Source organism: Brevibacterium sp. Marseille-P9724, from assembly GCF_902500275.1.
Lineage (GTDB): Bacteria > Actinomycetota > Actinomycetes > Actinomycetales > Brevibacteriaceae > Brevibacterium.
The window spans coordinates 547,298-572,628 of the sequence record NZ_LR722990.1; the positions used below are offsets into that span (position 1 = coordinate 547,298).

Consider the following 25,331-nt stretch of genomic DNA (forward strand, 5'->3'; position numbering starts at 1 on the left):
GATCAGCTCTTCCGTCAGTTCTTTCCGCCGCCGGCAGCATCCGACGACAGCGCGGCAATGAAGGCTTCCTGCGGAACCTCGACAGTTCCGACCATCTTCATGCGCTTCTTGCCTTCCTTCTGCTTTTCCAGCAGCTTGCGCTTACGGCTGATGTCACCGCCGTAGCACTTGGAAAGAACGTCCTTGCGGATAGCGCGAATGGTCTCACGCGCAATGATGCGCGAACCGATAGCCGCCTGCACGGGAACTTCGAACTGCTGCCTGGGAATGAGTTCCTTGAGCTTCCCAGCCATCTTCACGCCATAGTGGTAGGCGTCATCACGGTGGACAATTGCCGAGAACGCATCCACGTGATCGCCGTGCAGCAGAATGTCGACCTTGACGAGGTTGGCTGCCTGATCGCCGTCATCCTGGTAGTCAAGAGACGCGTAGCCGCGGGTGCGGGACTTCAGCTGGTCGAAGAAGTCGAACACGATTTCAGCCAGCGGCATGCGGTAGCGCAGCTCCACACGGTCTTCCGACAGGTAGTCCATGCCGTTCATCTGGCCGCGTTTGCTCTGGCACAACTCCATGACGGGCCCAACAAAATCCGACGGGGTGAGGATCGTCGCCGCAACCATCGGCTCGCGGACTTCCTTGATTTTCCCTTCCGGGTATTCGCTGGGGTTGGTCACTGTGTACTCGGTGCCGTCTTCCATCGTCACCTGGTAGACAACAGACGGGGCGGTCGAAATGAGCGAAAGATCGTATTCGCGCTCCAGACGGTCGCGCACAATCTCCAAGTGCAGCAGACCCAGGTACCCGCAGCGGAAGCCGAAGCCCAGGGCCGCCGAGGTCTCAGGTTCAAAAGTCAGCGCAGCGTCGTTAAGCTGCAGCTTCTCCAGCGCATCACGCAACACCGGATAGTCCGAACCGTCAATCGGGAACAGCCCGGAGAACACCATCGGCTTGGGCTCCTGATAGCCCTCAAGTGCTTCTTCGGCAGGGTTGGCGGCAGTCGTGATCGTGTCACCGACCTTCGACTGGCGCACGTCTTTCACACCCGTAATGAGGTAGCCGACCTCGCCAACACCCAGACCTTTCGACGGTTTGGGTTCAGGCGAGGACACGCCGATCTCCAGGGTTTCGTGCGTCGAACTGGTGGAAAACATCTGGATCTTTTCGCGCGGACCCAACTGGCCGTCAACCACACGAACGTATGTGACAACACCGCGGTAGGTGTCGTACACGGAGTCGAAGATCATGGCACGCGCCGGCGCGTCCTTATTGCCTTCCGGAGCGGGAATGTCACTGACAATCCGGTCGAGAACATCCTCAACACCTTCACCGGTCTTGCCGGACACCCGCAGGCAGTCTTCGGGCTCGACACCGATGAGATTGGCAAGCTCCTCAGCGTATTTGTCCGGATTCGCTGCCGGCAGATCGATCTTGTTGAGCACGGGAACAATCGTCAGATCGTGCTCCATGGCCATGTACAGGTTCGCCAGCGTCTGGGCTTCAATGCCCTGCGCGGAATCCACCAGCAGCAGCGCACCTTCACACGCCGCCAGCGAACGCGAAACCTCGTAGGAGAAGTCCACGTGCCCGGGAGTGTCGATCATGTTGAGCGCAAACGGTTCGCCGTCATCCGTCATCCACGGCATGCGCACCGCCTGCGACTTAATCGTGATGCCGCGCTCGCGCTCGATGTCCATCCGGTCGAGGTACTGGGCGCGCATTTCACGCGGCTGCACCACCCCGGTCATCTGCAGCATACGGTCGGCAAGAGTCGACTTACCGTGGTCAATGTGGGCGATGATGCAGAAGTTGCGGATATTCGCAGGGTCGGTGGACGCCACCTGAATCCGCTGGGCAGCAGTATCGCTCACCTGAGGCATGAACGCTCCTTTGTGGGTCTCAAACAGCTACTCATTGTCTCATACACCCAGTCAGCGCTTATCGTTGACACATGGCGAATTCCAACTTCTCACAGCGCCTCATTCGCAAAGGACTTCGAGCCGGAATCACGGCGCTCAGCCGCAGCATCGACCAGGAACAGGCGGGTCGGCTGGCAGCCGACCTCCTGCTGGGAGGCCGGCCCTCCGCATCGTCAGACTCACGAGGTGGAGCTCCAGGCAGCCCTGCCAACTCACCAGGGCGAACCCAGAAGAACAAGGCGCACCCTAAGAAGGGCAGCGGAGGCCCGAAGAAGCGGGACGAATTCTCAATCGCCCGGCGGGCCGAGAACCAGCCGATCAAACAGGGATTCCCCAAAAGGCCATCAGGCGGCTACCCGGGTGATTTCACCGGCACCGTTCGGCCTGTCTACTCCCCCGACCTCGACGGCAGTCCCGACCCGGGCGAAGTCGTGTGGGCCTGGGTGCCCTACGAAGAGGACTTCACACAGGGCAAAGACCGTCCGGTCCTGCTCGTGGGACACGACCGTTCGTGGCTGTTGGGGCTCATGCTCACCTCCAAGGACAAGGTGCCCGGCAATGTCGGCGAAATCCGGCACAACGAGGGAACACCGTGGATCAACATCGGATCCGGCGACTGGGACGCAAAGAACCGCCCCTCGGAAGTCCGCTTAGACCGCGTCATCCGAATCGCACCCAACGCAGTGCGCCGCGAGGGAGCCATCATGCCCATGAGTCTGTACTCGAAGATCGTGGAGAACATCGAAACCGGAGGGAAAAGCTGACAGCAGGCTCTGTACGGCGGACAGGTTCGCAGCGTGTGGCGAATTCAACCGCGCTGACATCCGCTGAAAATTAGCGTTCGCCCCGGTGAGCCGCTATGCTTTTGGCCGTATGTCCGCCAAGGTGTGTGTCTCACCATGGTCGGGTGGATGTACTCCTGATATTCAGGCGCCTGACGCTTTCCCCGCTGAGAGCGCATCGAGTATGAGGAAGCCCTCACGACCTATTGAATTCGACAGAAGAGTGTTGAAGTGGCAAATATCAAGTCTCAGATCAAGCGGAACAAGACCAACGAAAAGGCTCGCCTGCGCAACCGCGCTGTGCGCAGCGAAGTTCGCGGTCACATCCGCCAGGTCCGCGCAGCCATCGAAGCTGGCAACGCTGACGAAGCACAGGCAGCCCTGCAGGTTGCCTCGCGCAAGATCGACAAGGCAGTGAGCAAGGGTGTGCTGCACAAGAAGAACGCAGCCAACCGCAAGTCGCGCCTGGCTAAGGCAGTGAACGCGCTCAAGGCCTGATAGAGCCGAAGGGAAGGGGGACGAACCACGTGTTTCGTCCCCCTTTCTTCATGCGGTTCTACGTGACTTGCTGCCGATCAACGCCGGCGGGCTGACTGGGCGACTTCCCGCACGAGGGTTTCAACCGCAAATTCGGGGTCCCGTCCGCCGCCTTTCACAGCCGCATCGGCCGCTGCGACATTGAGCAGCGCACGCCCCAGTTCGGCTTCGTTCCACTGGCGAACCTGCCTGCGTGCTCGGTCCACTTGCCACGGAGCCATTTTGAGTTCGGCTGCCAACTGGCCAGAAGAGCCGCTGAGCCCCTGTACCTTCGCCAGCTGGCGAAGCTTCATCGCAACTGCCGCGACAATCGGCACGGGGTCCGTGCCCGTTGACAATGCGTGGCGGGTCAGCGCGAGCGCCTGTCCGGTGTTGCCGGAGCAGGCTGCGTCAGCGACTTTGAACCCTGTCGCCTCGACCCGCCCGCCGTAATAGCGGTCGACAATCTGATGGGTAATTTCGCCTTCCGTATCAGCCAGCAGCTGGCGGATACCCTGGTCGAGTTCCGAAACGTCCGATCCGAGCGCATCCATGAGAGCAGCGAGCGCATCCGGTCGGATAGAGCGTCCGGCGCGTTTGAATTCGCCTTCGGCAAAGGCGTTCTTGTCGGCTTCTGATTTCAACGCCGAGGCGTCAATGCGTGGAAACTCGGCCTTTTCGAGAGCTTTTATGAGCCGCGCTCCCCTGTTGCCGCCGGAGTGTTTGAGGATGACGACCATGTCGTCGGAAGGCTCGTCCGCGTATGCGAGCGCGTCGGTCAGAAAAGCGTCGTTCATCGTGGCGCAGTTCTCGACGACCACTATGCCGCGCGTGGTGAACAGTGACGGTGCGGCTGCCTGTGCGAGTTCACCCGGCTGATACGAACTAGCATCTAGGTGTGTGATGTCATCGCCGTGGGTCTTCTTCGCCTTGCCCAGCACGGTGTCTTGGGCTTTTCTGGCAAGCACCGCTTCCGGCCCGGAAATCAGCACAATGGGGGCCGGTTTGGCGCGGTGCCACGGGATGAGTGTTTTCTTCGCTGCCACGTGATCAGCCTAGCCGCTTACAGACCCAGTGCACCCGCCGAGCCCTCTGAGCTGAGCGTCGCGGTCCAGTACAACGGTGCCGCATTCGTCTGTGCGCAGAACCGGCACGGAGCCAAAGGCATCGAGCGCCTGCCGTGTTGGGTGGCCGTAGCGGTTGTTCGCACCAACCGACACGATTCCCGCCGAAGCGCCAACCTGGGCGAAGAAGCTCGGATCAATGAAGCGAGAGCCGTGGTGGGGTGCGGTGAGAATGTCTGCCTGGACGCTTTCTGCGGCCATGGCTCTCTGTCCGTCCTCTTCGACATCCCCCGTCAGAAGTACAGAGACTCCAGCCGTTTCGATCTGGATGACCGCTGAGATCTGATTTCGCCCGTCAGTCTGCTCTGCCATGTCCGGCGGCGGCCACAGCACTTCCCACCGGACATCGCCCGATGAGAACGCCATGCCTTCGGTGAGTCCGCGCACCTCGTGCCCCGTCAGAGCCTGCACTTCGCGTGCTCTGGGATCGGCGAGGCTCGGTGCCGATGCCCATACGGCTGCCACCGTCCTCCCACCGGTTGTGGCCGCCCGCAGCCCCGCATAGTGGTCGGCATCGAAGTGGCTGATGATGACGCTCGTCTGCCGCACCCCCAGAGCTGACAGACAGTCGGCGAGCTTCGCCTCGTCAGGCCCAGCATCAACGAGCAGAGCGTGCTCAGCACTGAGCCGAACCGCGGTCGCACTGCCCTGCCCCACATCGCAGAAGGCGACGGTCCAATCGCCTGCGGGCCGGTGGATCAGCGGCAGCCCCATTCCCAGCACAAGCGCACCGACTGCGACAGCCGCAGCGAGCCTGCGGATCCTGACTTTGCGAAAGCCGATGACAGCAACACCGACTGACACACCCAGCACCACAGCCACAACAATGCCCAGTGTTCCCGCAGCCCACGGCAGCACAGCTCCGGGCAGGCCAGCCGCCGTGTGCGAGACCAGTGCAATCCACTGGGCCGGCCACTGCAGCAGCCAACCCACACCATCGGCGAAATAGCCGAATACGGCCCAGCCGGTCAGGAGGTGCAGTCCACCTGACACCAGCACTGCGAGACCGCCGATGACAATGGGCCCCAATGCGGGAACAGCCACGACATTGGCCGGTATTGACCACAGGCTCGGCTGGCTGTCGATAGTCAGCAGCACCGGGAACACGCCCAGCTGCGCGCAGACTGGAACAGCCAGGAGGTTCGCCGCAAACGGAGGCATCCACCTGCACAGTGCGGTTGTCATCGGCTGGCTGAGCACAATCAGCGCCCCGGCAGCACACACCGACAGAGTGAAGCCGATGGAGCTGGACAGCTCCGGCCGGGTGATGAGCACACCGATGACCGCTGCCGCTATGAGGGCCAAACTGCGTTTGCCAGTTCCGCGCACCACGGCATAGGCCCCTACCAGGCCCATACCGGCGGCACGGATGACAGAAGGGGCCGGACCCACAATGAACACAAACCCGGCTACGAGCACCACAGCCACCGCAGTTGCGCTCAGCGGGCGATGGCTGATCCAGCGCGCCAACCACAGTGCGGTCATCGCGACAATCGCCAAATGCGTGCCCGACACGGCTGAGACATGGGTCAGGGATGCGATCTTCATGTCCTCCAGCAGCGCGTCGTCCGCTGTGGTGCGATCGCCGAGAACCAGACCCGGCACGAGGCCCGCACCCGCACTCCCACCTACTATTGCCGCATGAAACTCCTGTCGTACGTCCCTTCGCACGTGCCACATTCCGACGGGTCCGCGCACATCGCGCATCGAGTTGACAAAACCTGTCGCCTGCGAAGCTTCGCGCGTCAATGACAAGTCCGCGTGCGCAGTACTGCCGGCTTCGGGAAGCTCCTCGCGGGAAAGCAGGGTGACGGGGCCGTCGTCCGTCGACGCCGCCGCCCGCCACCAACCCGAGGCACTCTGCACCGGATCGCTGACGATCTTCACCCGCCCGGACACAGTGCCTTCGTCCGGGGTGCCGAGCATGCGCGCCGCGCTGACCCCTACAGCGGCCAGTCCCACGACAACGCAGGTCACGGCAAGGAGCGCCGTTGCCTGCGCACGGCCGGATTCGCGCTTTTGACGGCTGATCCGCCGCTGTGCCCTACTCGAACCGTCTGGGGTCGATTCCGTCCATGCCCACAGACCGATGGACAGGACTGTGAAAACACCGGCGGCCGCCATCACCACCCAGTCGGGTGCGGGAAGCGCGGCACAGAGCCACACTGCGGCGGCCGCTGCCACCAGCCGAAGGGTGACGGGATACTTCAGGCCATATCGAAAGAAGTGCTCAGACGGTGGCGTTCGGTTTGATCTTCGCAAGGGTCGCCTCCCCTATGCCTGACACTTCTGTCAGCGCATCCACCGAGGTGAAGGGCCCTTTCTCCTCCCGGTGCGCAACAATCGCAGCCGCCGTGACAGGACCGATGCCCGGAAGGTTCTCAAGTTCTGCTGCCGAGGCGGAATTGATGTTGATCTTCTGCCCTGCACCTGTCGCTGTGCTGCCAGAAGCCGCCCCGGCGCCACCACCAGTCGCCCCGCTCGGTGCTTGCGGACCGTTGGGGCCGGAGTCGTCTGCGATCTCCGGTACAACTATCTGTTCGCCGTCTTTGACGACCCTAGCGAGGTTTACCTGGGTGAGGTCTGCATTCTTCTTCGTCCCGCCGACGGCATCGAGCGCATCAACAACCCGGGCTTGTCCGCTGAGCGTAACCACACCTGGTTTCTTGACGGCCCCGGCAACGTGCACCTGCACGGTTGCCTGTTCTGTCGGCTCCGCCGTGATTTCCGCCGCCTGCGGTTGGCTGCTGCCCCGTGTCCTGAGATAGCCGAAAACGCACAGAGCGATGAGAACGATGATCATAAGCGCCACAATAACCGTACGCCGCGGCAGCGGGCGGCTTTTCGGCAGCAGGTCGGCAATGTCGTCGACGTCGTCCTCGGGTTGCCATCCCTGCGCGGAGCTCTCACGCAAAGAGCCCAGCCTGTCTTCTGGTGAGCGTTTCATGCACCGTATTCAACCCCACCGAACCGCACCCCGCTGGGTGCCTGTGGACAGCGTGGAATCATCCACAGAGGGCAGCGCCTAAGTGCTCCCCCGAGGTTTCAGGCACGCCCTAGGGCACCAGCCGGACTTCAATGCCGGCGGACCCGGGGCCCACATGGGCTGTCACAACAGTCGACAGAACCGCGGTGTCCACGTGCTCCCACTGCGCGCGTGCGGCCTGAAGAATGGCGCGAAAGAGCGCACTGCCCTCATCGGCCGTGCCTTCGGGGTGCAGAACGGTCGCCTGCACCCGCAGGTTCTCCGCCCCTTCACGCGTCCGCATTTCGGCCACGGCGGCGGCTGCTTCGTCGACTGCGCGGCGGGCGGCCTTTGCGGTGGTGCGGACTCGCGCGGCCGGTTCTACGCGACCTTCGTGCACCTGCAAGACTGGCACGATCTTCAGTGCGCGTCCGAACAGAGCCGCCGCGCCGCCGATTCTTCCTCCCCTGTGCAGGTACACCAGTGTTTCGGGGACAAAGTAGGTTGCGCTGAACTGTGCGGCGGCTTTCTCGCAGGCATCGGCGCAAGCAGTCAATCCCAAGTGTGCATTCGCGGCCGCCCAGTGGGCGATGCCGACGGAGCCAGCGCTGGCGGTGCGCGAATCGATCACTCGAATGGCCACGGGACCGTCAGCCTCAAGCCCGCGTTCCTGCGCAACCTGCGCCGCAGCGGCTGTGGCGGCCCTGTACGTGCCGGACATCTCCGCTGACAGCGTGATGATGATGACCTCGTCGGCTCCGCCGTCCAGCTGTTCGCGAATTGCTGCGGCGAAGTCCTCGACCGCGGGCATTGAGGTCCGGACGGTGCTTCCGCCGCGCATACGCGAGCACAGCTCAGACGGATCCAGCTGTGAATCCTGGAACTCGGCTTCATCGACCGTGACCGTAAGATCGACCGAGTGCACCCGACCGGCGAAAGCGCGGTCGAGCTCTTCACGGTCAGCATCGCTCAACCGCACGGTCGAATCGAGAATCAGTCCGATCACAGCACAGTCCCGCACTCGCGGCTTGCTGCAGAGCTCATTGCCGCAGAGTTCATTCCTGCCTGCCCAGGCCGCGGACCGTCCAGCCGGCTTCGCGGTATGCCCTGCGGTCGACGACATTGCGGCCGTCGACGATGATCTTCTGCGCAACGAGTTCGCCCGCCGCCACAGGGTCGAGGTTCTTGTACTGCGGCCATTCCGTCAGCAGGACAACACCGTCAGCCCCGGTGAGGGCTTCTGTCAGGTCTGGGGCGTAAGTCAGTTCAGGATCGCGGCGGCGGGCGTTCTCAATGGCTTCCGGATCGGTGATGACGACCTGAGCACCGGCCTGTTCCAGGCGCTCAGCGACGTCGAGTGCGGGAGAGTCCCGAACATCGTCAGTGTTGGGTTTGAACGCGATGCCCAGCACCGTTATCCGCTTGCCGGAGAGGTCTCCGCCGAGTGCTTCGCGTGTCAGGTCGACCATGCGGGCTCGCCTGCGCAGGTTGATGCTGTCGACTTCCCGCAGGAAGCTCACGGCCTGTTCGACCCCGAGTTCGTCGGCACGGGCGATAAAGGCGCGGATGTCCTTCGGCAGGCAGCCTCCGCCGAAGCCCAATCCCGCGTTGAGGAAGCGCCGTCCAATGCGCTTGTCCATGCCAATGGCGTCCGCCAGCACAGCAACGTCACCGCCGGCGGTTTCGCACAGCTCCGCCATCGCGTTGATGAACGAAATCTTGGTCGCCAGGAAGGAGTTCGCAGCTGTTTTGACCAGCTCGGCTGTCTGGTAGTCCATGACGATCCGCGGGGTCACTGCACCCACCTCGCCAGCGGCACCGGCCTCACCACCGCGCAGGTTGTGCGCGTACACCTGATCGAGAATTGCCACGGCGGGGTCGTCTTCGCTGCCGCTTTCTACTCCGTAGATGATCCTGTCGGGCCGCAGAGTGTCTTCCACCGCGTGGCCTTCGCGCAGAAATTCGGGGTTCCAGGCCAGCTTCGCCCCGGTCGGTGCGACCTTCTTGGCCAGTTCAGCTGCCGAACCGACCGGCACGGTCGACTTGCCCACCACCAGGTCACCCGGTTTGAGGTGGGGCATGAGGTCGTTGATCGCGGAGTTCACATAGGTCATATCAGCGGCGTTGCTCTCTTGTGACTGAGGCGTGCCCACGCAGATGAAGTGGACGCTGGCTTCGGCCGCACGTGAAATGTCCGATGTGAACAACAGGCGCTGCGAAGTTCCGTCCGCGCCTTCGTTTCCAGCTGACTGTTCGGCTTGTCCGGCCTCGAGAAGCTCAGCAAGGCCGGGTTCGAAGAACGGCGGCTGGTAGTTTTCCAGCTTCTGCAGCTTCTGTGTGTCCGTGTCGACGCCGATGACGGTGTGTCCGACAGAAGCCATAGCGGCAGCGTGCACCGCGCCGAGATAACCACAGCCGATGACCGAAATGTGAGTCAATTGACCCTCTCCTCGCAGGTGTTCAGTTCTGCTTCCCATAGTCCCACGGGCAGCCGTACTAAAGTGGACGGTGTGATGCGTTTTACCGACTTTCTCGTGAATTCCCTGTCGGCGCTGCTCATTGCGGTCGCCGGTATTGTCCTTGTCGTTGTGGGAATCGTCGCGGCTGTCATCTTCCCAGGTGCCGCCGGTGTTGTCATCGGCCTCATCATTGTGCTCACCGGTTTGGCGATTCTGGCCGGCACTGTCGGAATGAGCTTGGAATGGGCCCGCACCCAGGACCGCATTGATGCTCTCAATGCCGAAGTCGCGGAAGCCCGCAAAGTCGAAAACACCATCTACTACGCTGCGGCACTGCCCGAAGACGATCAACCGGACGCTCCCGCAGCACAGAAGCTGCTCGAGGTCTTCTCCGCGGACAGTCCGCTCATGGAAAACCTCCGCATCAATCGTGGTCAGGACCTTCCGGCCGAAGGTGCCGCGCAGCTTGATGACTTCCTCAGCTCGTCAGCCAAGCAGTCATTCGCCGATGCGGCCGTGCACACCGCTTTTATGGACGTTTTCCGCGCCGCACGCGATCTGCACGCCTGGCTGAAATCTGAAACTGCCGAAGCCGACGGCGTCCGGTCGATCATTCCCGGCGACACCCGCGAAGGCGGATGGCGTGAGTTCGCTGCCGCGGCCAACGCCGGCGACACTCTCTCCCAGAATCTGTTGGGCGCGCGGGCGGCCTTCGAGCGGGCAGTGCTCGAAGCTGACCTCCTGTGAGTCCGGCTGGACAGGCCGCCTATCCTCCCGGCTCTGCTCGCCCAGCGTCGGCGGCCGGGATCCCACCTGCTGCGGGACTGTTCAGCAGAACCGCAGCAGTGTTCCTCGGCGGTGCAGTCGGCACTGCTGCGCGCGCAGGTTTGGGGATCCTGCTTGACGCTGACTGGGCTGTGCTGATTGCCAACACACTGGCGTGTGGTCTGCTCGCGTTCATCTGTGCTCGCCCTTCGCTGCTAGCACCGCACTCGCCCCTGCGCCTGGGGCTGGGCACCGGTTTGGCCGGTGCTCTCTCAAGCACGTCCGCAATAGCTGTGCACAGCTTTCTGACCGGGTCCGCGGTGTACCCGCTGCTGTCAGCCACGGCTGGGCTTGTGGCAGTCGCAGTTGGAATCGTGATCGGCAAACGGTTCGAAAGGTCATCGTGAGCGGAACGATCTTCGCCCTCGTATGCGCCGCCGGGGGTCTCGGAGCCGCCGCGCGCTTTCTTCTCGACAGCGCTCTCACACGCCTGTTTCGCTCACCGGCCTGGCCGGTGGGCATCTTCGTGGTCAATGTCATCGGCAGCTGTGCCGCCGGGGCCGCCGCGGCCTGTCTGACCGGGCACGAGGTGCCGCTCACCGTGGTCTCAACAGGTTTCCTTGGCGGCTTCACAACCTTCTCAACACTGATGGTGTCGACGGTGCAGATGCTCATCACCCGCCGAACTGTGCTTGCGGTGAGCTACTGCGCTGCCACCGCTGTCTTCTGCGGCGGCGGGGCATGGGTGTTCTTCCGGCTGTTCAGCTGAGCCCACCTGCGCCCGGATTCAGCATCGGATCCACCAGTCGGTGTGCGGAGCAACCGGCACGGTGCGCTTGTGGCGACTGCGCATGAAGAGCTGTTCGATCTTCATGGCAACGTCTTCGGGCACCTCGCCGCCTTCGAGGTACGTGTCGATCTCCCGGTAGCTCACACCGAGTGCCTCTTCGTCCGACTGTCCGGGGGCGTCGTCCAGAAGGTCAGCCGTCGGCGTCTTTTCGTACAGGCGAGCGGGGGCTCGCATTTCTTCCAAAAGGGCCCGTCCCTGACGTTTGGTCAGCCCGTACAGGGGCATGACGTCCGCTCCCCCGTCGCCGAACTTCGTATAGAAGCCGGTGACAGCTTCGGCAGCGTGGTCTGAGCCGACAACGAGCTGACCGGATGCTCCGGCAATGGCGTACTGCGCGGCCATGCGGATGCGCGCTTTGGCGTTGCCGCGATTGAAGTCGCTCATCGGCTCACCGAGGGCCGAGGTGAATTCGTCTGCCAGAGCGTCCACGGAGCTGCCGATGTTGAAGTCGACGTCTTTGTCCGGCTGGATGAAGTCCATGGCCAGCTGTACGTCTTCGTGATCAGACTGGACGCGGTAGGGCAGCCGCACGGCGGTGAAGGCAACATCTTCGCCGAGCGAACGGAGCTTCTCGGCTGCCATCTGGCACATGCGCCCGGCGAGTGTGGAGTCTTGGCCGCCGGAAATCCCCAGCACGAAGCCGCGTGCTCCCGTTGTCAGGCAGTAGTCGACAAGGAACTGCACGCGCACAGCGATTTCTTCGCGGGGTTCGATGGACGACTTCACTGCCAGGGAAGCCCGGATTTTGTCAGCAAGCCTAGTCATGGGCACAACGGTAGCCCGAAGAAGAATTCACACCAATTTGTCAGCACGCAAACAGGCCGTCTGCGCGTGTGAGTTTCACAACAGCAGACGGCCTGCGTCACAGGCAGCCGGTGGACTCTTAGGCGTCCGGCACCAGATTGACGAGCTTGGGAGCCTTGACGATCACGCGGCGAAGCCCAGCACCTGCCAGTGCTCGCTGGGCTCCGGGCGATTCGACGGCGAGCTTCTCAAGCTCTTCCTCCGTGATGTCAGCCGGAACTTCAAGCCGGTCGCGCACCTTTCCTTTGACCTGCACCACTGCGGTCACGGTCTCAGCTTTGAGGTAGCGCTCATCGGCCTCCGGGAAGGCGCGGTAGGCCAGGGATTCTTCGTGTCCCAAACGCTCCCACAGCTCTTCGGCAATGTGCGGCGCCAAGGGACCTGTCATCTGCACGAGAGCTTCGACGGCTTCCCGTGGCGCCTTCCCCGTCTTGGTGAGGTGGTTGGTGAGAACAATGAGCTTCGCCACGGCGGTGTTGAAGTGCATGTTCTCCATGTCTTCAGTGACACCGGAAATCGCAGTGTGCATGGCGCGCAGGGTCTCTTCGTCCGCAGCGTCATCAGTGACCAGCAGTTCGCCGGAGTCTTCATCCACAACCAGGCGCCACAGCCGCTGCAGGAAACGCTGCGAGCCGACGACAGCGCGTGTTTCCCAGGGGCGCGACATGGTCAGCGGACCCATCGACATTTCGTAGACACGGAAGGTGTCCGCGCCGAAAGCCGCATACATTTCGTCCGGTGTGACGACGTTCTTGAGCGATTTGCCCATCTTGCCGTATTCGCGGCTGACTTCCTCACCTTCGTACCAGTAGGTGGTTTCGCCAGCATCGTCCGTGCGCTCTTCGACATCTGCCGCGGGCACGTAGACCCCGCGCGCATCCGTGTAGGCATAGGCCTGGATATACCCCTGGTTGACCAGGCGGTGGAACGGCTCGGACGACGAAATGTGTCCCAGGTCGAACAGAACCTTGTGCCAGAAGCGAGCGTAGAGCAGGTGCAGGACAGCGTGTTCGACACCGCCGACGTACAGACCGGCACCCCCGGCGGGGCGCTCGGCAGTCGGCCCCAGCCAGTAGGCCTCGTTGACCGGATCGACAGCGGCGTCAGCATTTGTCGGGTCGGCGTAGCGCAGCTGGTACCACGACGATCCCGCCCAGTTGGGCATGGTGTTGGTTTCACGGCGGTACTGCTTGGGACCATCGCCCAAGTCGAGGGTGACATTGACCCACTCTTCTTTGCGACCCAGCGGAGGTTCGGGTTCCGAAGCCGCGTCGTCAGCATCAAAGGTGCGCGGAGAGAAGTCGTCCATTTCCGGCAGGTCGACGGGCAGCTGCTCTTCTGGCAGGGCGTGCGGAACACCGTCTTCGTCATAGACGATGGGGAACGGCTCACCCCAGTAGCGCTGGCGGGAGAAAAGCCAGTCGCGCAGACGGTACTGCGTGGTTTCCTCAGCCAGCCCCTGACCGGCCAGCCATTCGACGACAGCGGCTTTCGCGGCTTCCACTTCCAGGCCGTTGACGTCGATCTCAGCATTGGCCGAATTGATCTTCTCGCCTTCGCCCTGATATGCGGAATCTTCGTCGTGGTCAGCGTCAGGCTGGACCGTACGGATATACGGCAGGTCGAACACCTTCGCGAAGTCCCAGTCGCGGGAGTCTTCAGCAGGAACACCCATGACGGCGCCCGTGCCGTAGCCCATGAGCACATAGTCGGCGATGAACACCGGGATCAGCTGCCCCGTTGCCGGGTTCGCCGAGTACGTGCCGGTGAAGACACCGGTCTTGTTCTTATCCTGTTGGCGCTCCACGGGGGTGCGCCCAGCTGCCCAGCGCTGATATTCCTCTACTGCCTCAGCCGGGGTGCTCTTACCGCCCTTCCAAGCGTCGGGGGTCTGCGCCGGCCACTGGTCGGCCGTGTATGACTCAACGAGCGGGTGCTCCGGCGAAAGAACGAGGAACGTTCCGCCAAACACCGTGTCGGCGCGCGTCGTGTAGACCTCGATGCACTCCAAGCCCTCGGTCTGCGGCTCATAGCGCAGGAAGGCACCGGTCGAACGGCCAATCCAGTTGCGCTGCATGGCCTTGATCGCATCGGGCCAGTCGACCTTGTCAAGGTCGTCGGCCAGACGGTCGGCATAGGCGGTGATGCGCATGTTCCACTGCCGCAGACTGCGCGTGTACACAGGGAAGTTCCCGCGCTCCGACAGGCCTTCGGCCGTGACCTCTTCGTTTGCGAGCACAGTGCCCAGGCCCGGACACCAGTTGACAGGAGACTCTGAAATATAGGCCAAGCGGTATCCCTGCAGCACCTCTTCACGTTCTGCCGAGCTCAGCTCTGACCACGGGCCCCGGCCGGTGTCACGACCCTGCTCGAACTGGGTCACAAGCTCCGAAATCGGGCGAGCGGCGCCTCGTCCCCCATCAGCTTCGGGGTCGTACCAAGAATTGAAGACCTGCAGGAAGATCCACTGCGTCCACTTGACGAACGCGGGATCCGTCGTGGCGAAAGAACGGCGAGGGTCGTGTGCCAGGCCCATGCGGAACAGCTGCTTCTGCATGTTGGCAATCGCAGCATCGGTCGTCACACGCGGATGTTGGCCCGTCTGCAGTGCATACTGTTCTGCTGGAAGCCCAAAGGCGTCGTAGCCCAGCGCGTGCATGACGTTCTTGCCGCGCATGCGCAGGAACCGGCCGTAGGTGTCAGTCGACACGTAGCCCAGCGGGTGGCCCACGTGCAGCCCGGCACCGGAGGGATACGGAAACATGTCCATGATGTAGACCGGCTCACGGTCTTCTGCGGAGAAGCCGTTGATCGACTCTGCGAGATCACCCTTGGGATTGGGAGCTGCGAAGGTCTGCTGCTCCTGCCACCGACGCTGCCACTTCTTTTCGATCTTTTCGGCAAGAGCCGCGTCATACCGAAAAGAAGCGGGCTTGGGCGACGTAGACGTCATCGGAGTCCTTCCAGGTGAACACTGTGGGTCGCGGCCAATTCTATGCACAGGCACAGACAAACGCTCAGCGTGTCCGACATGTCCGCCAAGGTGCGCATGCGCCGTGAGACCAATACGATGGCAATAACCATTCGAAGGAGATTGCATGACGCTGATGATGCCGATGTCGTCGACGCCGCTGGAATTCGAGCTTGACACCACGTCGACCATCCCCGATTCCCTGACCGCCCGAGTCGAAATCGACCCCGAAGCGCATCTGCTCAGCCGCCTGGAGAGCGGACGCGAAGAAGAAGTCAGCGCACGTGAATTCTTCACCGACGTCGTGGCGCGCGCAAAGGGCCTCATGAAGCGCGGGGTCGGCCCGGGCGTACGCGTGGGCATCTTCGGTCCCACCAGCTACGACTGGACCGTCATGGACTTCGCGATCAGCTTCGCCGGCGGCATTTCCGTACCGTTCTACGACACATCAAGCCGCGATCAGGTCGCCTGGATCCTCGAAGACGCCGGGGTCACAATCGCCGTTGCCCAAGACGACGAATACGCGCAGCGCCTGCACGCAGCGGCCGCAGACAACATCGAAGTCTTCGTCTGGGACGACGGCTGTACAGAGCTCATCGCCGAAGGCCGGTCGGTCAGCGACGACGAGCTCAGCGCACACCGCTCGGCCATCCAGCAGGCTGATGTCGCCACGATCATCTACACGTCGGGCACCACGGGCAAACCCCGCGGCTGCGAACTCACCCACGCCAATTTCGTGCAGACGACACAGGCAGCCCGCGCACACGTCCCGGAAGTCTTCTACCCCGGAGCGCGCTGCCTGCTGTTCCTGCCCACGGCACACGTCTTCGCCCGCTTCATCCAAACGGCGTGCATCATCCAGGGCGCAGTGCTGGCGCACGAAGCCGATCTGACCAAACTCACCGAATCACTCGGCCTGTTCCGCCCCACGTTCATCCTGGGTGTGCCGCGAGTCTTCGAAAAGGTGTTCAACGCCGCGCTGCAGAACGCCGAAACCTCCGGCAAGGGCAAGGTGTTCAGCGCCGCGGAGAACGTCGCCGTCGCCTATTCGGAAGCCAAGTCCAAGGGCAAGGTTCCGCTGGGCCTGAAAATGCAGCACGCCCTTTTCGACAAGCTCGTCTACAGCAAACTGCGCAAGATCCTCGGCGGCCAGGCCGCCCACGCAGTTTCCGGCGGCGGCCCCCTGGGCACCCGCCTGGGCCACTTCTTCGCCGGAGTCGGCATCGACGTTCTCGAAGGCTACGGCTTAACGGAGACCACCGCACCCATCAGCGTCAACACCCCGGGGCTCAGCCGCATCGGCACGGTCGGCACCCCATTTCCGGGCTGCTCCGTAGCACTTGCTCCCGACGGCGAAATCCTCGCCAAGGGACTGTGCGTGTTCAAGGACTACCTGCACAACGACGAAGCCACCAAGAACAGCTTCGTCGACGGATGGTTCCGCACCGGCGACATGGGCTCAATCGACGAAGACGGCTTCATCACCATCACCGGCCGCAAAAAGGAGCTCATCGTCACCGCCGGAGGCAAGAACGTCGCTCCGGCTCCCATGGAGGACATCATCCGGCGCCACCCAGCTGTGGGCCAGCCGGTTGTGATCGGCGAAGGACAGAAGTTCGTTTCCGCGCTCATCTTCCTCGATTCGGAAATGCTGCCCGGCTGGCTTGAAAGCAAAGGCCTGCCGAACATGTCCTTGGAAGAGGCCGCAAAGCACGAACGCGTGCAGCACGCAGTCCAGAAGGCCATCGACCGGGCAAACAAAACCGTTTCGCGTGCCGAGTCGATCCGCGCCTTCCGCATTCTGCCGGTCGAACTGACCGTGGAGAACGACTACCTGTCGGCCAAACAGTCAGTCAAGCGCCACCTGGTCACCCGTGACTTCGCCGAAACCATTGACGAGATCTACGCGCAGCAGAAACCAGCCGGGTGATCAGCTGAGATCACGCGGCAAGACACACGCTTCTGCTCCACGAGCAGATGCTCCATGAACCCTGTGAATTCTCTAAGATAGAACTATGAACGCTCAAAACGACGCCTCCCGCAAACCCTCCGCCACCTCGGCCAAAAAACCGGCAGACGCCGCCGACAAGACTTCGGCGAAATCTGAATCCGCAGCAGCCGCGCAGAAGCCCGCATCCTCGGCACGGGCAGCTGACAAGGCTGCGGCCTCCGACAAGACACAGACCACAAAGCCTGACACTGACGCCGACTTCACCCTCACACCAGACGGCGTACCGGACTTCGCCAACGAAATCGACTCGATCCGCTCGCTGCGCAACAGCCTGGAAAAGCGCAAGGGTCCCAAGTCGGACGCGTGGAAGATCAACTATCCGTACGACGAAAAGCTCAGCCGCAAGGAATACGAACGCACCAAGCGCGCCCTGCAGATTGAGCTGCTGAAGCTGCAGACCTGGATCAAGGAAAGCGGGCAGAAGCTCGTCATCATCTTCGAAGGCCGCGACGCCGCAGGCAAGGGCGGAACCATCAAGCGGTTCATGGAGCACCTCAACCCCCGCGGCGCCCGGGTCGTCGCACTCGAAAAGCCCACGGAGCGCGAACAGACCCAGTGGTACTTCCAGCGCTACGTCTACCACCTGCCGGCCGCCGGTGAAATGGTGCTGTTCGACAGGTCCTGGTACAACCGCGCCGGCGTTGAGCGCGTCATGGGCTACTGCTCGCCGGAAGAGTATCTCGACTTCACCCGCTCGGCCCCGCAGTTTGAGAACATGCTCGTGAACTCCGGCATCAAACTGGTCAAGTTCTGGTTCTCCGTGGGACGGGAGGAGCAGCTGCACCGCTTCGCTTCGCGCAGCAACGACCCGGTCCGCCAGTGGAAGCTCTCACCGACTGACCTTGCAAGCCTCGACAAGTGGGACTCCTACACCGAGGCCAAGGACGCCATGTTCTTCTACACTGACACCGCGGCAGCCCCGTGGACCGTCGTGAAGTCGAACGACAAGAAGCGCGCCCGGCTCGAAGCGATCCGCCACGTGCTCAATCAGTTTGACTACCCTGGCAAGGACGAAGAAATCGCAACCGCACCCGATCCCCTCATTCTCGGATCCCGCTTCGACATCTACGATTCGGGCGAAACACCGGGCGTGCGATTCGACACCCTCGAGATCTGATTAGGAACCTATGACTCAGCTTCTGACGGACAAGAAAAGCGAAGACGAATATTCGGTCCCGCTGACGGCCCGTCCGGCCATCGCCCACATCATTCGAGCGATGGCCCGCTTCGGGGCCCGCTTGGGCAACCAGTTCGGTGCGGCGATCACGTACTTCCTCGTGCTCGCCATGATCCCGATCCTCATGTTCGCCTTCTCTGCTCTCGGATTCTTCCTTGACGTCGTCCGTCCAGAAGCGGTCGAAACCGTCAACGACTACATCGAAAGCTCGCTTGGCTCAAGCGACGAAATGGCCGAGATGCTGACGAACTTCATTTCCAACTGGAAGGCCGTCGGCATCGTCGGTATCCTCTCGGCGCTCTACACCGCACAGGGATTCATCGGCAACCTCAAAGACGCCATCCGCGCTCAGCTGGCTGCCGATATGGGTGAGATTCCCAAGCAGGCGTTCCCCGTTCGGGTGATCACGAACATCGGAACACTCATCGGGATCCTCATCCTCACGGGCCTGACAATCGCAGGCACCGTGATCGGCACCGGTCTGCAGTCCTTCATCGCCGAACTGTTCCAGCTGCCCGGCTGGGCGGCCCCAGTGCTCAACATCGTCACGATCCTGCTGACACTGGGCCTGGGCTGGGTTCTGTTCATGTTCATCTTCTGGGCGATTCCGGCTCATCCGCTGCCCAAGCGCACGCTCATGCTCGGTTCGCTGTTCGGTGCGATTGCCCTGACGGTGCTGCTCAATCTGGCAACCGTGCTCATTTCGCTGTTCTCCGGGTCGCCAACGGCTGCTCTGTTCGGCCCGGTCATTGCGATCATGCTGTCGATGAACCTCTTCGCCCGCATCATCCTGGTAGTTGCCGCCTGGATGGGAACGAGCGCAGAAGCCCCCGTGTTCGGACGAGTGAGCGAAGACCCGAAGACCGTCTCCCAGCGGGAGAACATCGAACCGCCGTCGGTCGTTGCCCACCTGGGCGCCCTGGTCGTCGGGACGGGCATCGTCGCGGCAACCATTCTGGGCCTCAAACGCTACGAAGAAAAGCGCTGAGCTGATCAACACGCACGGTCTGCGGGCGGAGGAAGACTTCTTCCTCCGCCCCGCGCTTTCCCTGGCGCCGGATCTTCTTGGCCGCGTGCTCATCCACAGCGACGCAGACGGCACCGTCGCACTGCGCATCACCGAGGTCGAGGCCTACGTCGGAAGCGCCGACCCCGGCTCCCACGCCTTCAACGGCAGAACTGAGCGCAACCAGACGATGTTCCGCTCCGGCGGACACCTGTACTGCTATTTCATCTACGGGATGCACTTTTCCATCAACCTCGTTGCCGACCGCGCAGGGTGCGGCACGGGAGTACTCATCCGCTCCGGCGAAATTCTCGAGGGCGAAGACCTTGCCCAGCAGCGCCGCATGGCCCGCCGGTCCACGCCGGTCCCCCACCGCCTGCTGGCTTCTGGCCCGGGCAATCTGGCACAGGCGCTTGGAGCCGACCGCGACGACGACGGAGCAGACCTCATCAGCCCCGGTGAGTGGCACCTGCGTTTGGGGAGCGAACAGCCGGACCGGCACCTCGTGAGAAACGGCCCGCGCGTGGGAGTCGGCGGCCAAGGAGGCGACCCGGCGGTCTTTCCGTGGCGCTACTGGATTGACGGCGAACCATCCGTTTCGAAATTCCGCGCGGGACGTCACGTCCGCCCTGCGGGCGACTGGGCGATAGGGCCGCCTCCCCAGTAGAATGATCCCGATTATCAGCCAAAGGAAGGAACCCCCAGGGTGAGTGAGCTTACCGAGAAGCGCCTGAGCGAATGGAATGCGAAAGCAGAAGCCGCCGAACAGCTTCTTCCCGCTGTCGGCCGCCTCTACCGCAACAACCGCGTACAGCTGACCATCTTCGGTCGGACTCTGCAGAACAAATCGGTCAACGGCATCATCAAGGCCGCCCGCTACGCGCGACACCACAATAACGGCGTCGAACTTGACCTCAGCACCGCAGCTGAAGTCGCAGGCGTCCTCGAAACCCTCGATCTGGGTGAAAGCACCATCGATCTGGGCCGCCTGACCTCCGGCTTTCAGGCACAGAGCAGCAGCCTCGAAGAATACCTCCGGGGCGAACTGGCTGACGCTGTCGGCAAGGCCGGAAAGTCGCCGGCTCCGCGTGACGTCGTGCTGTACGGCTTCGGGCGGATCGGCCGTCTGCTGGCCCGCATCCTCGTTCAGCAGGCAGGCGGCAACGGGCTGAACCTGCGCGCCATCGTGGTCCGCAAGGGCTCTGACGACGACATCATCAAGCGCGCCTCGCTGCTGCGTCGCGACTCTGTGCACGGCAAATTCGACGGCAACATCGTCGTCGACGAAGAAAACAGCACCATTCAGGCCAACGGCGTTCTCATCAACGTCATCTACTCGTCGGACCCCGCAAGCGTCGACTACACCGCCTACGGCATCAACGACGCCATCATCGTCGACAACACCGGTGTGTGGCGTGACGAAGCTGGGCTCAGCCAGCACCTGAAGTCCAAGGGCGTCAGCAAGGTCATCCTCACCGCACCGGGCAAGGGCGATATCAAGAACATCGTCTACGGCGTCAACACCGCAGACATTGAAGACTCCGACACCATCCTGTCGGCGGCATCGTGCACCACCAACGCCATCACGCCCACGCTGAAGGTCATCAACGACAGCTTCGGCATCCGCAACGGGCACGTGGAAACCGTGCACGCGTTCACCAACGACCAGAACCTCATCGACAGCTTCCACAAGGGAGCACGCCGCGGCCGCGCAGCCGGCCTCAACATGGTTCTGACCGAAACCGGTGCCGCAAAGGCCGTAGCCAAGGCCCTGCCGGAACTGGAGGGCAAACTGTCCGGCAACGCCATCCGCGTTCCCACCCCGAACGTTTCGATGGCCATCCTCAACCTCAACCTGGACAAGGCCACCACCAAGGACGAACTCAACACCCACCTGCGCGATGTTTCGCTGGATTCGCCATTGCGCAACCAGATTGACTACATCGCAAGTCCCGAAGTCGTCTCGACTGACTTCGTGGGCTCTCACCGTGCCGGCATCGTCGACGGTCTGGCCACGATTGTCGACGGCGACCGCGCTGTCGTCTACATCTGGTATGACAACGAGTACGGCTACTCCTGGCAGGTTGTCCGCTGCCTTGCCGTCATGGCCGGAGTTCAGGCCCCTTCGCTGCCCGGCAACGACTGATCATGTATCTGCTCGCCCTCGATGAGGGGACGACGAGCACCCGTGCGGTCATCTTTTCCGAAGATGGCCGCACGGTCGCTTCTGCGTCCAGCGAATTCACCCAAAGCTTTCCGCAGCCCGGCTGGGTCGAACACGACGCCCAGGAGATCTGGCTGACCTCCAGCCAGGTGATCGGCGCGGCTTTGGGCCGCGCTCGTCTCACAAAGGACGATATTCGCGCCGTCGGAATCACCAATCAGCGCGAAACCACGGTGCTGTGGGACAGACAGACAGGTGCTCCCGTGGGTCCGGCGATTGTCTGGCAGGACGGACGGGGCACCGACATCGCCGAAACGCTCACCGAGCACACTGATGAAATCCGCGCCATCACGGGCCTGCCCGTCAACACGTATTTTTCAGCCGTCAAGCTCATGTGGATGCTGCGCGAGGACGACGGTCTTCGAGCCCGTGCCGAAGCTGGGGAACTGGCTTTCGGCACGATCGATTCGTGGCTGATCTGGAATCTGACCGGCGGAGTGCACGCAACGGACGTCACGAACGCTTCGCGCACCATGCTCATGGATCTGCGCACAGGCCAGTGGTCCGACAGGATGCTCGAGCTCACAGGAATTCCGCGGGTGATGCTGCCGGAGATCAAGCCGTCGGTGGGCTTCTTTGGTGAGGTCTCTGAGGGCCAGCTGCTGCGCGGCACGCCGATCACCGGTGTTCTGGGCGACCAGCAGGCGGCCGCGTTCGGCCAGTGCTGTTACCGTCCCGGTGATACCAAGAACACCTACGGCACGGGCGGTTTTCTGCTGACCAATACCGGCACCGACATCCCGAGTTCTGACAGCGGACTCGTATCGACCGTCGCCTACGGTCGCGAAGGCAGTCAGCTGACCTACGCGCTGGAAGGCTCTATTGCGGTGGCGGGATCGCTCATCCAGTGGCTGCGCGACAACTTGGGCCTGGTGCAGTCCTCGGATGAAATCGAACCGCTGGCTCGCTCTGTCAGCGACAACGGCGATGTCTACCTGGTTCCGGCTTTCTCCGGTCTGCTGGCTCCGCACTGGCGGCCCGATGCACGGGGTGTTCTGGTGGGGCTGACCCGCTTTGCCGGTCGCGGGCACATTGCCCGAGCCGCCTTAGAGTCAACCGCCTATCAGACTGCGGAAGTGCTCGCCGCCATGCGGGCCGATTCGGGCTACGACATCAGCGAGATCCGCGCCGATGGCGGTATGAGTCTGAATGATCTGCTCATGCAGTTCCAGGCAGACCTCCTGGGCACTCCGGTCATCCGGTCCTCCACCTCGGAATCGACTGCTTTGGGCGCTGCGTTTGCAGCGGGACTCGGCTGCGGCCTCTATTCGAATCTTGATGAACTCACCGAGCTGTGGTCAGCCGACCGCACGTTCCAGCCCGAGCGTGATCGCGACTGGGCACAGGCCCGGATGACCCGCTGGTCTCAGGCGGTCGAGCGCTCCCTCGGCTGGGTTTGAGGGCGTGGGTTCCGTCGGCGATTTCGGCTGGGTGCGCGCCGACTTCCGGCTAGTGCGCACCTGCCGAAGCCGACGAGGCGCAGCCCACCTCTGAGCTGTTTTCGAGGGTTGTGCGCGTGTTCCCCTGCTGGCCGACCCGTGTGGCCAGTGGAATCTCTTTGACGCACAGCAGAATCAGCGCCGCAATGGCAAGCAGCGGAACAACCCACAGAAATATCGGCACTAGAGCGTCGTTATAGGAGGAGACGACTGCTTCGTGAACGGGTGCGGGAAGCTCGGCTGTTTTCGCTGGAGTCAGCTGAGCCGAAGCGTCTGCCGCACCATTCGCTGTGGCGGGTAGAGCTTCGGCGAGGTTCGTCATGAGCCTGGCAGTGAACACCGATCCGATGACCGACATGCCCAGTGTTGCGCCGATCTGGCGGAAGAAGTTATTCGACGCTGTTGCAGTGCCGACCATGCTCACCGGAAAAGAGTTCTGCACAATCAACACCAGCAGCTGCATTGACAGCCCGATTCCCGCACCCAGCATTGCCAGTTCGGCAATGGGAATGACAGCGGGATCATCCGGGTGCATGCGCGACATGAAGAACAGCGCTGTTCCCATGACGACAGCACCGATGATCGGATAGATCTTGTAGCGGCCCCAGCGGGAAACGACAAAGCCGATTGACGTCGACACAATGAGCACACAGCCCATCATCGGGGTCATCATCAGTCCCGCACGCGCTGCTTCGACACCGTGCACCATCTGCAGGTAGGTCGGCATATACGACAGGACGCCGAACATGGCCACGCCGATGAAGACACCCGCGATCGTGCACAGTGTGAAATTGCGATCAGCGAACAGGGACATGGGCACGATCGGCTCGGTGACTCTGCATTCGACGAACACGAAGACCGCCGCTGAGATCAATGACGCAGCACCCAAGCCGATGATGACCGGATCCGTCCACGCGTACTGGTGACCGCCCCAGGCTGACAGCAGCACGAGGCACGTGGTGAAGACCACGATGAGCATCATCCCGCCGCCGTCAATGCGGGGCCGCTGGGCCGCCTTCTGGTGCGGGAGCTTCAGCAGGAAGACAGCTGTCAGAAGAGCCAGGGCACCCAAGGGCAGGTTGATGGCAAAAGCCCACCGCCACCCCGGGCCCTCGGTGATCCAACCGCCCAACAGCGGCCCGGCAACAGACGACACGGCAAAGGCCGACCCCATGATCCCCATGTACTTTCCGCGGCTGCGCGCCGGCACGATCGTTGCGATGATCGCCTGCGAAAGCGTCATGAGTCCTCCCCCGCCGAGTCCCTGAAAAACCCGTCCGGTGATCAGCATGGCCATCGAGTCGGCGAACAGGGCGATGACGGACCCCAGGATGAAAATCGAAATCGCCACGATGAACAGCGGCTTGCGGCCGAACAGGTCGCCGATTTTGCCGTACGCCGGCATTGTCGCGGTTGAAGCGAGCATAAACGCGGTTGAGACCCACAGCATGCTGTCCCAGCCGTCGAGTTCTCCCACGATGGTCGGCAGCGCCGTTGCCAGAACCGTCTGGTTCAGCGAGAACATGAACATCGCCACGAGCAGGCCGACGAACACCCACAGCACGGCACCGCGCGACATGCTCTCGGCAGAGTCCTCACCGGCATCGGCGCCGATTGTGCTGCCGGAATGTTCAGCGGCAGCTGCAGCAGTGTCGTCGGTCATTTCATCCTTTCCAAAAGCTGTCCGCACAGTGCAACCGTGTCGGCAAACGCCCGGTCGAATTCTTCCTGGCTCTCACCGCTGAGCTGATAGGCAAGAGCCAGGGGCACAGAGCACACGCGGATGATCATGCGCCCCACAACGGTGCGATCCCCGTCGGGCAGCTGAACTCCGAGGCTTTCAACACGATCGGCTATCTGCTCGGCCAGATGTATTTCAATGCCGCGGGCAATCTCCACATTGCGCCGAACCAGCATCGGATAGCGACGCAGCACCGCTTTGCGCTTGTCTTTGTCCACCGCGTCACCGCCGATGCGGCTGTACACCGAGCGCATCACCGCCGACACGTCCTCCAGCGGGCTGCCCTTCGGCGGGCAGTCCGACACATACTCAGCCAGCCGCTGCGGATTGAGGGTCTGATCGCTGATGCCGACGATTGCGTCTTCTTTTGTTTCGAAGTAGTTGAAGAACGTGCGCGGTGACACGCCTGCGGTCTGGGCAATCTGCGCGGTGGTCACCTTTTCCAAGGACTCTGCGTAGACGAGGTCGACGGCGGCAGCGTGGAGCGCCGATCGAGTGGCGTTCTGTTTGCGCACGCGAAGCGAATCCTGTTCAGTCACACTCACTATTATGCAGTCACTGCAAACTTGCATCAACTGCAA

The 25,331-nt window shown here is 62.5% G+C and carries 21 protein-coding genes; 11 read left to right on the forward strand and 10 right to left on the reverse strand.

The genetic code is table 11. The features are described from left to right. Positions 1–14 precede the first annotated feature (14 nt). Positions 15–1,877 (reverse strand): translation elongation factor 4, encoded by a 1,863-nt coding sequence (lepA, locus tag GC119_RS02660; protein ID WP_151952354.1) that lies wholly within the window; start codon positions 1,875–1,877, stop codon positions 15–17. Positions 1,878–1,948: 71 nt separating this feature from the next. On the opposite strand from lepA, the gene GC119_RS02665 reads away from it, so the two are divergent. Both GC119_RS02665 and rpsT read left to right on the forward strand, forming a co-directional pair. After that, positions 1,949–2,680, forward strand: coding sequence for a type II toxin-antitoxin system PemK/MazF family toxin (locus GC119_RS02665; protein ID WP_151952355.1), 732 nt, complete (start codon positions 1,949–1,951; stop codon positions 2,678–2,680). Positions 2,681–2,929: 249 nt separating this feature from the next. Beyond that, positions 2,930–3,196, forward strand: coding sequence for a 30S ribosomal protein S20 (rpsT, locus tag GC119_RS02670; RefSeq protein ID WP_151952356.1), 267 nt, complete (start codon positions 2,930–2,932; stop codon positions 3,194–3,196). Between the two features lie 77 nt (positions 3,197–3,273). On the opposite strand, the gene holA is transcribed toward rpsT, so the two are convergent. The 5 genes from holA to GC119_RS02695 form a co-directional block, all read right to left on the reverse strand. Continuing rightward, complete coding sequence (holA, locus tag GC119_RS02675) at positions 3,274–4,260, reverse strand: DNA polymerase III subunit delta (RefSeq protein WP_151952357.1); 987 nt, start codon at positions 4,258–4,260, stop codon at positions 3,274–3,276. A 9-nt stretch (positions 4,261–4,269) separates the two neighbouring features. Continuing rightward, positions 4,270–6,522, reverse strand: a complete 2,253-nt coding sequence (locus GC119_RS02680) for a ComEC/Rec2 family competence protein (protein ID WP_151952358.1) — start codon at positions 6,520–6,522, stop codon at positions 4,270–4,272. Positions 6,523–6,568: 46 nt separating this feature from the next. Beyond that, entirely contained in the window at positions 6,569–7,285 is a 717-nt protein-coding gene (locus tag GC119_RS02685) for a helix-hairpin-helix domain-containing protein (protein ID WP_151952359.1), read from the reverse strand. A 109-nt stretch (positions 7,286–7,394) separates the two neighbouring features. Further along, a complete protein-coding gene (locus GC119_RS02690) occupies positions 7,395–8,309 on the reverse strand; it encodes a DegV family protein (protein ID WP_193215596.1) in 915 nt (304 codons plus the stop codon). Between the two features lie 49 nt (positions 8,310–8,358). Then, positions 8,359–9,741 (reverse strand): UDP-glucose dehydrogenase family protein, encoded by a 1,383-nt coding sequence (locus GC119_RS02695; protein WP_151952361.1) that lies wholly within the window; start codon positions 9,739–9,741, stop codon positions 8,359–8,361. Between the two features lie 72 nt (positions 9,742–9,813). Between GC119_RS02695 and GC119_RS02700 the strand changes: the two genes are divergently transcribed. The 3 genes from GC119_RS02700 to GC119_RS02710 are packed head-to-tail and all read left to right on the forward strand — an operon-like array spanning position 9,814 to position 11,296. Then, on the forward strand, positions 9,814–10,509 hold the full coding sequence (locus GC119_RS02700; RefSeq protein WP_151952362.1) for a hypothetical protein: 696 nt from the start codon (positions 9,814–9,816) through the stop codon (positions 10,507–10,509). Continuing rightward, entirely contained in the window at positions 10,506–10,934 is a 429-nt protein-coding gene (locus tag GC119_RS02705) for a CrcB family protein (RefSeq protein ID WP_151952363.1), read from the forward strand. Before GC119_RS02700 ends, GC119_RS02705 begins: the two co-directional genes overlap by 4 nt. After that, entirely contained in the window at positions 10,931–11,296 is a 366-nt protein-coding gene (locus GC119_RS02710; RefSeq protein ID WP_226829195.1) for a fluoride efflux transporter FluC, read from the forward strand. Before GC119_RS02705 ends, GC119_RS02710 begins: the two co-directional genes overlap by 4 nt. A gap of 18 nt (positions 11,297–11,314) precedes the next feature. Here GC119_RS02710 and nadE read toward each other — a convergent pair whose 3' ends face one another. Then, positions 11,315–12,142 (reverse strand): ammonia-dependent NAD(+) synthetase, encoded by an 828-nt coding sequence (gene nadE / locus GC119_RS02715; RefSeq protein WP_151952364.1) that lies wholly within the window; start codon positions 12,140–12,142, stop codon positions 11,315–11,317. Positions 12,143–12,260: 118 nt separating this feature from the next. Then, on the reverse strand, positions 12,261–15,134 hold the full coding sequence (gene leuS, locus GC119_RS02720; RefSeq protein ID WP_151952365.1) for a leucine--tRNA ligase: 2,874 nt from the start codon (positions 15,132–15,134) through the stop codon (positions 12,261–12,263). A gap of 145 nt (positions 15,135–15,279) precedes the next feature. On the opposite strand from leuS, the gene GC119_RS02725 reads away from it, so the two are divergent. The 6 genes from GC119_RS02725 to glpK all read left to right on the forward strand — a co-directional run bounded on the left by GC119_RS02725 (position 15,280) and on the right by glpK (position 22,970). After that, the gene (locus tag GC119_RS02725) at positions 15,280–17,082 is read left to right on the forward strand and encodes an AMP-dependent synthetase/ligase (protein WP_151952366.1); all 1,803 of its coding nucleotides are present in this window, start codon (positions 15,280–15,282) and stop codon (positions 17,080–17,082) included. 85 nt (positions 17,083–17,167) lie between these two features. Then, the gene (gene ppk2, locus GC119_RS02730; protein WP_226829197.1) at positions 17,168–18,280 is read left to right on the forward strand and encodes a polyphosphate kinase 2; all 1,113 of its coding nucleotides are present in this window, start codon (positions 17,168–17,170) and stop codon (positions 18,278–18,280) included. Positions 18,281–18,290: 10 nt separating this feature from the next. Next, positions 18,291–19,328, forward strand: a complete 1,038-nt coding sequence (locus GC119_RS02735; protein ID WP_070572422.1) for a YhjD/YihY/BrkB family envelope integrity protein — start codon at positions 18,291–18,293, stop codon at positions 19,326–19,328. Between the two features lie 19 nt (positions 19,329–19,347). Further along, positions 19,348–20,013 carry a DNA-3-methyladenine glycosylase gene (locus GC119_RS02740; RefSeq protein WP_226829211.1) on the forward strand — a complete coding sequence of 222 codons (666 nt, stop codon included), beginning with the start codon at positions 19,348–19,350 and terminating at the stop codon, positions 20,011–20,013. Between the two features lie 39 nt (positions 20,014–20,052). Continuing rightward, positions 20,053–21,492, forward strand: coding sequence for a glyceraldehyde-3-phosphate dehydrogenase (locus GC119_RS02745; RefSeq protein ID WP_151952367.1), 1,440 nt, complete (start codon positions 20,053–20,055; stop codon positions 21,490–21,492). Between the two features lie 2 nt (positions 21,493–21,494). Continuing rightward, positions 21,495–22,970, forward strand: coding sequence for a glycerol kinase GlpK (glpK, locus tag GC119_RS02750; RefSeq protein WP_193215597.1), 1,476 nt, complete (start codon positions 21,495–21,497; stop codon positions 22,968–22,970). Between the two features lie 49 nt (positions 22,971–23,019). Here the strand turns inward: glpK and GC119_RS02755 are convergent, their stop codons facing one another. Then, a complete protein-coding gene (locus GC119_RS02755) occupies positions 23,020–24,672 on the reverse strand; it encodes an MDR family MFS transporter (protein WP_151952369.1) in 1,653 nt (550 codons plus the stop codon). Next, entirely contained in the window at positions 24,669–25,289 is a 621-nt protein-coding gene (locus tag GC119_RS02760) for a TetR/AcrR family transcriptional regulator (RefSeq protein WP_226829199.1), read from the reverse strand. The genes GC119_RS02755 and GC119_RS02760 overlap by 4 nt, the downstream gene beginning before the upstream one ends. Between the last annotated feature and the right edge of the window lie 42 nt (positions 25,290–25,331).